Here is a 12,111-nt window from a genome sequence, read left to right as displayed (position 1 = left end):
ACGGCGCAGTGCGGACGTAGCTCAGTTGGTAGAGCGCAACCTTGCCAAGGTTGAGGTCGCGAGTTCGAGCCTCGTCGTCCGCTCCACGGAAAAGCCCCCCGGTGTCACACCGGGGGGCTTCTTCGTTCACCAGCCGACGCCCGTCAGCCGCTCGTACGCCTCCACGTACTTCGCGCGGGTCGCGTCCACCACCTGCTGCGGCAGCGGCGGCGGGGGCTGCTCGCTCCTGCGGTCCCAGCCGGACTCGGCGGAGGTCAGCCAGTCACGCACGAACTGCTTGTCGTACGACGCCTGCGCGCGGCCCGGCTGCCACTCGTCGGCCGGCCAGAAGCGGGAGGAGTCCGGGGTGAGGACCTCGTCCGCGAGGACCAGGCTCTCGCCGTCGAAGCCGAACTCGAACTTCGTGTCCGCCAGGATGATCCCGCGGCTCCGGGCGATGTCGCGGGCCCGGCCGTAGACGGCGAGGGTCGCCTGGCGCAGCCGGGCGGCGGTGTCGGCGCCGACCTGACGGGCGACCTCCTCGTACGCCACGTTCTCGTCGTGCTCGCCGACCGCGGCCTTGGTGGCCGGGGTGAAGATCGGGGCGGGCAGCTCCGAACCGTCGACCAGACCCTCGGGCAGGGCCAGGCCGCAGACCGTGCGGGACTCCTCGTACTCGGCGAGGCCCGAGCCGGTGAGGTAGCCGCGGGCCACACACTCCACCGGGACCATCCGGAGGGATTTGCAGACGAGGGTGCGGCCGCGCCAGTCGGCGGGGGCGCCGGCGGGCAGTTCGGTGCTCAGGACGTGGTGCGGGGCGAGGTCGACGAGTTGGTCGAACCACCACAGGGAGAGCTGGGTGAGGATGCGGCCCTTGTCGGGGATCTCGGTGGGCAGCACCCAGTCGTAGGCGGACATGCGGTCGCTGGCGACCATCACGAGGTCGCCCGCCTCGTTCTGGTACAGGTCGCGCACCTTGCCGGTGTGCAGATGCACCAGACCCGGAACCTCGATCGGTTCGGGCTTTTCGACGAATCCGGACACGGTTCCTCCCCGTGGTTCTGTCCAATGGCTCGATTGTCCCGTATGCGAGGACGGGGCCGGACAGCGGGTCAGTCGCGCTTGCAGATGCGGTCCAGGAGGTTGGCGGTGGCCCGCTGGACGCGGGCGTCGACGTGCCCCGGCCGGTCCAGGGCCGGTGACCAGGCGAACGTCCCCGAGGCGAAGACCAGAGCGCCGGAGGGCGCCCGGTACAGCGAGGTCTCCTGGTGGCGCAGGGCGCCGTCGTTGTCGCTGTAGGGGGAGTGGGCGAGCAGGATGCGCTCGTCGTGCTCCGGGAGCGGGGTGCGCGGGAAGTAGCGGTCGGCCTCGCCCGCGACCAGGCCGTCGAGCTCCTCGCCCTCGTGCGCGCCGGTCGCGTCCCACAGCCAGTGGTCGGCGTTGCGGACGATCAGGGGGTGGGGCTCGGGGACCCGGCCCGCGTACTGGATGCCGACCAGCTGTTGTTCGGGGCGGTCGATCTCGCGCCACAGCACGGCCTTGCCCGGACCCTTGCGCTTGCGGCAGGTCAGCAGGCGGTCGGGGACGGCGGACGGGGAGGGGCCCAGCTCGACCTGCCAGTACATGGTGTTGGCGGAGAGGAAGACCAGCGAGGTGCCGTGCTCCTTGGCGAGTTCGGCGGTGCGGCGCATCGGCGTCGACCAGTACTCGTCGTGGCCGGGGAAGACCAGTCCGCGGTAGCGGGTGGGGTCGACGCGGCCGGCGTGCAGGTCGCGGGCGTCGGCGTAGGCCAGGTCGTAGCCGTAGCGCTCGGCCCAGCGGATGAAGTCGTAGGCGTGCCCGACGTGCAGGGGGAGGCCCGCTCCGGCGTACGGGCGGTCGAAGGAGACCGTCGTCGCGGCGTCGGCCTCGCCGAGCAGGCGGCCCCGCTCGTCCCAGGCGTGGTAGAGGCTGGCCCCGGTGCGGCCGTCCTCCGGATAGAGGTTGTACGCCTGCCAGGTGATGTCGGGCAGGAGCAGGAGCAGGTCCGCGGGATGGTTGTCGCGGACGGTGAACGGGATGTGGGAGCGGTAGCCGTCGGCCGTCGTGAGGACCGCGACGTACGCGCCGATGCGCCAGTGCGGCGGGATCTGCAAGCGCCAGGACAGCCACCAGTGATGGCAGGAGACCGTGCGGTCGGCCGTGAGCGGCGGCGGCTGGACGATGCCGGACAGCCGGGGACTGGTGGTGATCTTGGCGGCGCCGTCACCGCCGTAGTGGCCGATGCGGTAGATGTCGACGGCGAATTCCTGGGGCGGGTCGACGGTGACGTGGAAGTCGACGGCCTCGCCGGGGGCGACCGCGCCGGTGGAGATGAAGCCCTTGATCTGGCGGTGCACGTCGTCGGCGGCGCGCGGGCCTCCGGCCGGGGCGGGCCGGGGGCCGGGGACCCGGCGGGCGCCCTGCCGTACGGCCTGGCCGGGGGCCGGGTCCACGTACCAGGGCACGACCTGGCCGGTGTCGTCGAAGTACGTCTCGCTGCCGCGGAGCCAGGGGACGGGACCCTGGCCGAAGGGATCCGTCACGGCGTGCGCCAGGGCTCCCGACTCCCAGCGGCGGATCTGCTCCGACCCCATGCGCGCTCCCCCTCCCTGGCTCCCCGTGGTCGTGTGCGGTGTGGTGCGTGCCGAGCTTCCGTGCTGCTGCGCTTCTTGCTGCCGAGCTGCTGTGCTGTTCGGGCTGCTGTGCTGTTCGGGCGCCGTGCTTGCGGCTGTCGTGCTTCCGGCCGCCGGGCTTCCCTGCTGCCGAGCAGCCGCGCTTCCGTGCTGTTGTGCTGCTGTCTTATGTCTCGAGCGCATGCCATGCGCCTGTTCGGTCCCAGCACATCACATTACGCACGCATGCTGTCACTATTCGTTGCGAATTCGCCGAAAGTGGAATCTTGGACTCCGAAAGGAAGTGTGCCCACCGTCAGACGAGCCGTACCGGCTTCTCCGGTCGTATCCCGCACTCGACCAGCCAGGTCCGCAGCGGAACCGGGTTTCCGTCCTCTATGAGGCTCAGGACCCGCGGCCCCAGGTCGGTCGTGCGTACCCCGTCGACCAGGAGGGACGGGCCGTCGAGCCAGTCGAGGCCGGGGACGGCACCGGCGGTGTCCATCGCGGCACAGCAGACCATCGCGGTGACATGGTCGGCGAGGAGCTCGCGGGGCGTGCGCGGGGGCTGGAGCGGGAAGAGCGGAAGGGCGCCGTCGTCCCAGAAGGCCGTGTCGGGCCCCTGGCCCGCGGCGCCGGCGGCCGGCGTGCGCACCACAGGGGCGGCGGCCTCCTCGCGGGCAAGCTCCGCGGTGAGGCCCGAGGCGAGCGCCAGGCTGCGCTCGGTGCCACCCTCGGGCGCGTCCTCGTCGCCGTCGGCGGCCATCGCCGCGTAGGGCTGCGGCGGGGGCGTCGGGGTGGCCGTACGGGTCGGGTCGGGGGCCGCCAGGTGGTCGAGCACGCGGGCCAGGGTCGGGCCGTCGGGCTGTGGCGCGGTGCGGTCGGCGGTGCAACGGCGGACGCCCAGCGTGTCCAGCACGCGGTGCAGCCGGGCGGCGTCGGTGCGCCACTTGCGGTCGACGACCTCGTCCGGGTACTCCTGCCAGTCCACCGGGGCCCAGTCCGGGCCGGGCTCGGCCGGGCCGCCGTGGAAGAGCCGGGCGGCCAGCAGCGAGGCGGCCTCGTCCACCAGACCGGGTTCCTCGAGCAGGTCGCAGGCGGGGCGCTCGCCCAGCCGTGAGGTGAAGCCCTCGGCGAGGCGGTCGCGACGCGACAGCTCGGTGAGAGCGGCCACCACCCCCGCGTCCAGCCGGGAGGGCCAGCGGCCCATCCGCCAGGCGGGCAACGCGACCCGGGTCAGCAGGCGGTCCCAGCCCGCGTACGCGAGGCCCACCTGCTCCTGGGCGACGATCCTGAGCCCGTAGTCCACAGCCTGTGCGCGCTCGGCGGCGGCGGCCGCCACCCCTCGCTCCATCAGCGTCGCGTGCTCCCGGCAGCCGCGCAGCAGCAGCCGGGCCACCCAGCCGATGCCCGCGCAGACCGTGCGCAGCGGCAGACAGCGGCCGGGCGTCGAGGCGACGGCCACCGCAGCGTCCAGGCCCCGCACGAAGCGGCGGGCGGCGGCTATGTCCGGGTGCGCCGAGGGTCCCGTACCGGCGACGACCGGGGCGAGGACCGCGCGGAGCTCGCCGACGCGCATCCACCACAGGAACGGGGAACCGATGACCAGGACGGTGGCGGCGGTTTGGCGGGGCGGTCTGCCCAGGGCGGCCATCTCGTCGCGGTCGGGGCCGTCCGGCGGCGCGGGCGGCCCGTGCGGCGGGTGGGTGCGGTCCTCCAGCCAGCTGTCGCAGTCCGGGGTGAGCGCTATGGCCGAGGGCGCGGGAACGTCCAGGCGGTCGGCGAGGTCGCGCACCAGCCGGTACAGGTCGGGGGCCGACTCCTCGGCGATCGGGACCGTCGGGCTCACGGCGGGCCGGGCGCGGGCCACCACCAGGCCGATGACTCCGGCGGCGAGCAGCGCGAGCGCCGCGACCGGGGTCACGATCCAGCGGGCGAGGTCCCAGCCCCGGCCCACGAGATGTCCGGTGGAACCGCCGGCCAGCAGGATCACCGCCACGGCGGCCGGCAGCAGGGCGACCGCCAGCGCCCGGCCGCGGATGCGCAGCACGGCCAGCGCCCTCGAACGCGCTGCCTGCGCGCCCACCTCCACACCGATCCCGGTCACGGCCGGACTCACCCCCTCCCTGCTGACCTGGCTGTCCCGGTGGTCCCGGCTGTCCTGGCGAAGCTCACTCCCCCACTGTGGCATCCGCCACCGACATCGCAATGCCGGTGGGCCAAGTGCCGGAATGCTTGCGCCGCACCCTAGTTGGGGCTCCGGCCCCCGTCAGCCGGATACGGCATCGGTCACTCGATGGAATGGCTTTGGTCAGAGGTGGATGACGGAAAGCAAAGATCGGGCCCCGGATTTCTCCGGGGCCCGAGTCAGGGGAAAGCCTTGGCCGGCGGGGGTTCCTGCACCGCCTACGCGCCCGCGGCCGCCTTCGCCGCGATGTCCGTACGGTGCTGGGAACCGTCGAGTCCGATGCGGGAGACCGCCTGGTAGGCGCGGTCACGGGCCTCGGAGAGGTCCTTGCCGGTCGCGGTGACCGAGAGCACCCGGCCGCCCGCGCTCACCACGGCGTCGCCGTCGTGCCTCGTGCCCGCGTGCAGGACGTACGCGTGCGGGGCGTCCTGCGCGGCCACCTCGTCGAGGCCGGTGATCGGGTCGCCGGTGCGCGGGGTGTCGGGGTAGTTGTGCGAGGCGAGGACCACGGTGACCGCGGCGTCCTCGCTCCAGCGCAGCGGCGCGAGGTCGTCGAGGGTGCCCTTCGCCGAGGCCAGCAGGACACCGGCCAGCGGGGTCCGCAGCCGGGCCAGGACGACCTGGGTCTCGGGGTCGCCGAAGCGGGCGTTGAACTCGATGACCCGTACGCCTCGGCCGGTGATCGCGAGCCCCGCGTAGAGCAGACCGGAGAATGGCGTGCCGCGGCGGCGCATCTCGTCGACGGTGGGCTGGAGAACGGTCTCCAGCACCTCCTCCACCAGCTTCGGGTCGGCCCACGGCAGCGGGGAGTACGCGCCCATGCCGCCGGTGTTCGGACCCTCGTCGCCGTCCAGCGCGCGCTTGAAGTCCTGGGCGGGCTGGAGCGGGACGACCGTCTCGCCGTCGGTGATCGCGAAGAGGGACACCTCGGGGCCGTCGAGGAACTCCTCGATGACGACGCGCTCGCAGGCGGCCGCGTGCGCCTTCGCGGTCTCGATGTCGGAGGTCACGACGACGCCCTTGCCGGCGGCGAGTCCGTCGTCCTTGACGACGTAGGGGGCGCCGAAGGCGTCGAGGGCCGTGGCGACCTCGTCGGCGGTCGTGCAGACGTAGGAGCGCGCCGTGGGTACACCGGCCCCCGCCATCACGTCCTTCGCGAAGGCCTTCGATCCCTCGAGCTGCGCGGCCGCCCCGGACGGGCCGAAGACGGGGATGCCGGCCTCGCGCACGGCGTCCGCGACGCCGGCGACCAGCGGGGCCTCCGGGCCGACGACCACCAGCCCGGCGCCGAGCCTCGTGGCCAGCGCGGACACCGCGGCGCCGTCCAGGGCGTCGACCTGGTGCAGCTCGGCGACCTCGGCGATACCGGCGTTGCCGGGGGCGCAGTACAGCGCGGTGACGTCGGGGTCGAGGGACAGGGAGCGGCACAGGGCGTGTTCGCGGGCGCCGCTGCCGATGACGAGGACCTTCACGGGGGTCAGCCTAACGGGCGCGGGCGGGCCGCCTTGTGCGGGCCGCCCGGACGGAGGGGGCGGGGCGGTCGTGGGTTCCTCCGAACCGGGACGGGTGGAGGAGGGGGGAGGAGGGGGGAGGAGGGGATGGAGGAGTGCAGGAGCCATGGGCGGGAGCGGCGGCGGGGGCAGACGGTAGGGGGCGGGCCCTTACTCGTTGGAGATCTCGTCCACCACCGTCGCCCCCAGTTCCCGCACGATCAGGTCGTGCCCGGAGAGGGCCGACTCGTCGAGGTCGGGGTCGTCGTCCTCCGGGATGTCGTCCTCGGGGGAGACCGGGGGCGGCTCGGGGGCGGCGGGCCGGGGTGCGGGGGCCGACGCCGTGGCGGCCGACGGGGAGTTGCCCGAGGGGTTGGCGGGTGCCGGAGCGGGGGGCGCGGACTGCGCGGGTGCCGGGCGCTGTGCGGCGGGGGCGCCGGCACCGCCGTAGCCACCGGCCCCGGCCCCGGCGCCCGATCCTGCGCCATAGCCACCGCTTCCGCCTCCGTAGCCGGAAGGGGCGCCCGTCGCCGGGGGTGCCGAGCCGCCGCCCGACGGGTCGACGACCGCCTCGATCTTCCACTGGACGCTGAACTGCTCGGACAGCGCCTGCCGCAGTACGTCCTCGCTGCCGCTGCTCGTGAAGTTGTCACGGGCTCCGGCGTTGACGAAGCCGATCTGGAGGGTGGTGCCGTCGAAACCGGCGATATGGGCGTTCTGGCTGAGCAGGATCCAGGTGAACCGGCGGCGGTTCTTCACCGCGTCCAGGATGTTCGGCCAGAGCGTCCGGGGGTCGAGGCCGCCGGCGGGGGGCGCGTAGGCGGTGCCCTGGGCCGGGGTGGCCGCCGGAGCGGCGGGAGCGGACGGCGCGGGGGCGGCGGGCGTGGCCGGGGGCCGGCCGGGGCCGCCGCCCGCGGGCGCCGCGGTGGGCCAGCCGCCCGGGCGCCTGCCACTGCCGGCGGCCGTCGCGGCGGGCCAGGCACCGGGCGCCGGTGTCTGCGCGCTCGCGTCGGCGGGGGCGGGAGCCTGGGCGTCCCGCGCCGCCGCGGGCGGAGGCGCGACAGGGGCTGGGTCCTGCGGGGCGACCGGGGCCTGAGCGGCGACCGGAGGGGCCATCGGGGGCTGCGGCTGAGGCTGAGGCGCAACCGGGGGTTGGCCACCGCCCGCCGCCGGACCCCGCACCGCGGCCCGGGCCGCCGCGGCCCCGCCCCCGGGCGCAATGGCGGCGGCGCCGGGAGACCGGTCCGCCGGAGCACCGCCCGGCACCGCTCCCCCGTGGACCTCGGGCCCGGGTACGTACGCCGCCGCGGGCGCGCCGCCGCCCGCGGAGAAGTTCACGCCCCGCTCGATGCGGTCCAGGCGGGCCATCACGGCGCGCGCGTCGCCGTAGGCGGCGGGCAGCAGTACGCGGGCGCAGATCAGTTCCAGCTGGAGGCGGGGCGAGTGGGCGCCGCGCATCTCGGTCAGTCCCTCGTTGACGAGGTCGGCGGCGCGGCTGAGCTCGGCGGCGCCGAAGGTGCCCGCCTGGGCCTGCATGCGCTCGACGACGTCGACGGGGGCGTCGATGAGCCCCTTCTCGGCCGCGTCCGGCACGGCGGCCAGGATCACCAGGTCGCGCAGCCGCTCCAGCAGGTCGGCGACGAAGCGCCGCGGGTCGTTGCCGCCCTCGATGACGCGGTCGACGACCTCGAAGGCGGCGGCGCCGTCACCGGTGGCGAACGCCTCGACGACGGAGTCGAGCAGCGAACCCTCGGTGTAGCCGAGCAGGGACGTCGCCATGGCGTACGTCACACCGTCCGCGCCGGCGCCGGCCAGCAGCTGGTCCATGACGGACATGGAGTCACGCACGGACCCGGCGCCGGAGCGCACGACGAGCGGCAGGACGCCGTCCTCGACGGGGATGGCCTCCTGCTTGCACACCTCGCCGAGATAGTCCCGAAGGGTCCCGGGCGGCACGAGCCGGAAGGGGTAGTGGTGGGTACGCGACCGGATCGTCCCGATGACCTTCTCGGGTTCGGTGGTCGCGAAGATGAACTTCAGATGCTCCGGCGGCTCCTCGACGACCTTGAGCAGGGCGTTGAAGCCGGCCGACGTGACCATGTGGGCCTCGTCGATGATGTAGATCTTGTAACGGCTGCGGGCCGGCCCGAAGAAGGCCTTCTCCCGCAGGTCACGGGCGTCGTCCACACCGCCGTGCGACGCGGCGTCGATCTCGATGACGTCGATGGACCCCGGCCCGTTGCGCGCCAGGTCACGGCAGGAGTGGCACTCGCCGCACGGGGTCGGCGTGGGACCCTGCTCACAGTTCAGGCACCGGGCGAGGATGCGCGCGCTGGTCGTCTTGCCGCACCCGCGAGGACCGCTGAACAGGTACGCGTGATTGACCCGGTTGTTCCGCAGGGCCTGCTGCAACGGGTCGGTGACATGCTCCTGCCCGATGACCTCGGCGAAAGACTCCGGGCGATAGCGGCGGTACAGCGCGAGAGACGACACGCATACGAGGTTATAGGCGCCCACTGACAACCGGCCCCGCCCGCAAACACAAGCGCCCCCCACGCACCCGCCAGAGCCAACCTACCCTTGCTGCCTTCCGGCCCTGGGGGAGTTCAGTCAGATAGCGCCGCGTGAGGGGCTGCCCAAACAGTACCTGATGCCGGCGGTGCGGAACGAGTTCGCAAGCACTCCTCTCGGTCATGTAATGTTCCGACCGGAGGATTCGCCTAGAGGCCTAGGGCGCACGCTTGGAAAGCGTGTTGGGGGCAACCCCTCACGAGTTCGAATCTCGTATCCTCCGCCAGTGCCTCACCGGGCACGATGTCGAAGGGCCCCACCGTTCGCGGTGGGGCCCTTCGACGTTTCCGTCCCGGTTTCCGTCCCGGCGTCGAAAAGGGCCCCACCGCCCGGTGGGGCCCTTCCGTGTCGTTCGTGGGCTGTGTCTATGCGCCGACGGGTGCCTCAGTGGTCATCGGGCACCGGCGGTCGGTCAGTGGTGGCCGCCGTGACCGTTGCCGTGACCGTTGCCGTTGCGGTGGTGGTTGCCCCAGGCGTAGTCGTCGACGAAGCGGTTGCGGTCGTTGCGCAGGGTGGCGGTGTCCGAACGGTCGTCCCACACGTAGTTGCGACGGTCCTGGTAGAGGTCGGTGCGGGTGTCGTGACCCTTGCCGGTGTGGATGCGGACGGTGGACCGGCCGTCCAGCCGGACGTGGCGGAAGGTGAACTTGTGGCCGTCCTCGTTCTTGAGGGTCCAGCCGTTCAGGTCGACGCTGCGGCGGCTGGTGTTGGTGACCTCCACCCACTCCTTGTTCAGGGAGTGGTTGGAGCCGTAGGAACGGTCACCGCGGGACGGAGAGGCGTAATGCACGTCGCTGATCTTGACCTGCGGCTGGTTCGGGCGGGCGTGGTCGGCGGCGGTCGCCGGCAGTGCCGCCGCTCCGATCAGAGCGCCGGCCGCGAGCGCGGCAGCGGCCAGACGACGGGCGGTTACAGAAGCAGTAGCGGACACAGGTACCCCTCGGGTTGTGCGGGCACCTCCCCGCCTCGGCCGTGGGCCGTGTCGGGGGTGGTGCGATGTGCGGTGGCGACCGGCTGGCCGCGCACTCACACTCTGGCCGCCACGGGCCGACGTGAACGCGATACGCGCATGGTGTGACGAAGCGACCACATTGCCGTTACCTTCGCCTGTAATGCCCATCTATACCGAAAAGGCATGATGTTGACGCCACGCCAGTCGATCAACCCTTGTGGGCACTGGCCGGCGGCGGTCTGCCACCCCGGTTCGCCACCCCACCCGGGACTCGGCCGTCACCCGAAAGTGAGTAACAGTCCGCGGCCGCACGGAGTGCGGCGACGTTCGGTGCGAGGGATGGAATCCGCAAGGTCACGGGCAGTGCGGCGCCCTGTGGCCGCAGCGTCGGCGCTTCGCCCTGCCTAGCGGTCGATCCGCACCTGTCGGGTCTCGCTCACCTGGTCCACGTCCGACACCCTGACCGTGACCTTCATGGACCAGGTGCCGGGCAGGGGGAGGTTGAACGCGTCCGCCGCCCAATAGCCGCCCCGGTCCGTCACCTTGGTGTCGAGCGGACCGATCCTCTGCCCGGGAAGAGTGAAGGAGAGGCGGAGTTCGGGGACCGTGGACAGGCCGCCGTCGGGGCCGAAGACCACGGCCTCCACCGAGTTGTCACCCACCCGGCCGGGGTCGAGCGTGACCTGCACCTCGCCCTGGGCGCCGGGGGTGCCGAGGTCGAAGGGGACGGTGGTCACGGAGGCGGCGGCGATACCGGGCCCGGACACCGCCGCCGCCCCCGGCTCCGCCGCCTCGGCCTCGGCGCGGCCGGGGAGGGTGGACGTGAGCGCCGTCGTGATCACGAGCACCACCAGGCCGACGGCGGCCTCGGCGAGGACGGAACGGCGCAGGCCTCGCGCGGCGCCGACCTCCGACCGCGACAGCGGCTGCGGCTGCGGCTGCGGCTGCGGCTGCGGCTGCGGCTGCGGCTGCGGCTGCGGCTGCGGCTGCGACAGCGGCTGCGAATCCGCATCCTGTACCGACACCGAATGCCGTTCCGGTGCCGACTCCCGTACCAGTGCCGGCTCCGGTTCCGGTCCCTGCTTCGGGAGCGGTGGTCCGCCCGCCATCTCCGGTACCCGTTCCGTCACGGCCACCTCCACCGACGCCAGCCGTGCCGTCCAGCGCCGCGAGGCGGACGCCGCCGTCAGCAGCAGCGTCACCGCGGCCAGCTTGAGGAGCAGGAGGCGGCCGTACGAGGTGCCGGTGAGCGCGGACCAGGAGCCGAGGCCGCGCCAGGACTGGTAGACGCCGGTCACCACCAGGACCGTGACGGCGGTCGCCGCGATGCGGGAGAAACGGGCGATCACGGGGGCCGGGAGCCCGGTACGGCCCAGCACGGTCAGCAGGGCCGCCAGGCCGCCCAGCCAGACCGCCATCGCCAGCAGGTGCAGGACCGAGGACGTGATCGCCAGCGGGACCTGGAGGCCGGCCGAGGCGTGCTCGGCGACCGCCCAGGTCAGGGCCAGACCGAGGGAGAGCGCGGCGGCAGACGCGAGGGTCGCGCGCGTGGGCGGACGCCTGCGGGCCCGTAGGAGGAGGACGGCGGCCACGGCCAGCAGGGCCAGACGGGCCAGGAGCACCAGGCCCGGACGGCCCGTCAGGGTACGGGTCAGGGCGGACGGGTCGAGGGCCGCCGCCGGGCCCTCGCCGGTCTCGTACGGGGTGCGCAGCACCAGCAGGACGGCGGTGGACGCCAGCAGGGTCCACCAGCCCACGACGAACGGTGTGCGCAGGGCGGCGGTGTGCGGCGGGCGGCACGCCAGGACGAACGCGGCCGTGCCGATGAGGAGGGCCGCGGCGAGGTAGGCGGCGTACCGGGCGATGCCGTAGAGGGCGGCGGTGGCCGGGTCCTCCGTGGGGCCGGCGTTCACCGCGGCCGTGGTCGGGGTGGGTTTGCCGACGGAGAAGGTGAACGCGCCGGAGATCGGGTGGCTGTCCGCCGAGACCACTCGCCAGGCCACGGTGAAGGTGCCTTCGCCCAGTTCGGCGGGGAGGGTGACCCGGGCCGTGTCCGCGCGGTCCGCCGCGTGCTGCGGCTCGCCCGTGCGCACCTGGCGGTTGTCGGGGTCGAAGACGCGGAAGGAGTCGTCGAGCAGGCCGACGGACTCCGTGAAGGTCAGGGTGATGTCACGGGGAGCGGACTTGAGGACGGTGGCGTCGGCGGGGTCGCTGCCGCGGAGGGCGGCGTGGGCCGAGGCCGGTCCCGCGCTGCCGAGGAGGAGCAGGACCAGCACGGTGCCCAGCAGCACCAGCCCT

At 73.5% G+C, this 12,111-nt stretch carries 7 protein-coding genes, 2 tRNA genes and 1 other RNA gene; 2 read left to right on the top strand and 8 right to left on the bottom strand.

Translation table 11 applies throughout. From position 1 onward, the window contains the following. The first annotated feature begins 10 nt into the window (after positions 1 to 10). Positions 11 to 86: transfer RNA gene (locus ACFV0T_RS07405), tRNA-Gly, on the top strand. A gap of 40 nt (positions 87 to 126) precedes the next feature. On the opposite strand, the gene ACFV0T_RS07400 is transcribed toward ACFV0T_RS07405, so the two are convergent. From ACFV0T_RS07400 to ffs, 6 genes are all read right to left on the bottom strand, one after another. After that, positions 127 to 1,023 carry a phosphoribosylaminoimidazolesuccinocarboxamide synthase gene (locus ACFV0T_RS07400; protein WP_385775436.1) on the bottom strand — a complete coding sequence of 299 codons (897 nt, stop codon included), beginning with the start codon at positions 1,021 to 1,023 and terminating at the stop codon, positions 127 to 129. Positions 1,024 to 1,091: 68 nt separating this feature from the next. Continuing rightward, on the bottom strand, positions 1,092 to 2,594 hold the full coding sequence (locus ACFV0T_RS07395; RefSeq protein WP_385775434.1) for a N,N-dimethylformamidase beta subunit family domain-containing protein: 1,503 nt from the start codon (positions 2,592 to 2,594) through the stop codon (positions 1,092 to 1,094). Between the two features lie 334 nt (positions 2,595 to 2,928). Further along, complete coding sequence (locus ACFV0T_RS07390) at positions 2,929 to 4,719, bottom strand: hypothetical protein (RefSeq protein WP_385775432.1); 1,791 nt, start codon at positions 4,717 to 4,719, stop codon at positions 2,929 to 2,931. A 299-nt stretch (positions 4,720 to 5,018) separates the two neighbouring features. Continuing rightward, positions 5,019 to 6,272, bottom strand: a complete 1,254-nt coding sequence (gene purD, locus ACFV0T_RS07385) for a phosphoribosylamine--glycine ligase (RefSeq protein ID WP_385775430.1) — start codon at positions 6,270 to 6,272, stop codon at positions 5,019 to 5,021. Positions 6,273 to 6,461: 189 nt separating this feature from the next. Continuing rightward, positions 6,462 to 8,783, bottom strand: a complete 2,322-nt coding sequence (locus tag ACFV0T_RS07380; protein ID WP_385775428.1) for a DNA polymerase III subunit gamma and tau — start codon at positions 8,781 to 8,783, stop codon at positions 6,462 to 6,464. A gap of 45 nt (positions 8,784 to 8,828) precedes the next feature. Next, positions 8,829 to 8,927, bottom strand: an RNA gene (gene ffs / locus ACFV0T_RS07375) — signal recognition particle sRNA small type. Positions 8,928 to 8,999: 72 nt separating this feature from the next. Between ffs and ACFV0T_RS07370 the strand changes: the two genes are divergently transcribed. After that, positions 9,000 to 9,087: transfer RNA gene (locus tag ACFV0T_RS07370), tRNA-Ser, on the top strand. 186 nt (positions 9,088 to 9,273) lie between these two features. On the opposite strand, the gene ACFV0T_RS07365 is transcribed toward ACFV0T_RS07370, so the two are convergent. Together ACFV0T_RS07365 and ACFV0T_RS07360 are read right to left on the bottom strand one after the other, a co-directional pair. Continuing rightward, complete coding sequence (locus tag ACFV0T_RS07365) at positions 9,274 to 9,792, bottom strand: lamin tail domain-containing protein (protein WP_385775426.1); 519 nt, start codon at positions 9,790 to 9,792, stop codon at positions 9,274 to 9,276. Positions 9,793 to 10,217: 425 nt separating this feature from the next. Then, a complete protein-coding gene (locus ACFV0T_RS07360; protein WP_385775544.1) occupies positions 10,218 to 12,104 on the bottom strand; it encodes a copper resistance CopC/CopD family protein in 1,887 nt (628 codons plus the stop codon). Positions 12,105 to 12,111: the final 7 nt, after the last annotated feature.

Source organism: Streptomyces sp. NPDC059582 (assembly GCF_042735715.1).
Classification (GTDB): domain Bacteria; phylum Actinomycetota; class Actinomycetes; order Streptomycetales; family Streptomycetaceae; genus Streptomyces.
Note: the sequence above shows the minus strand (reverse complement) of the source record. Positions and strands in the feature narration are given on the sequence as shown.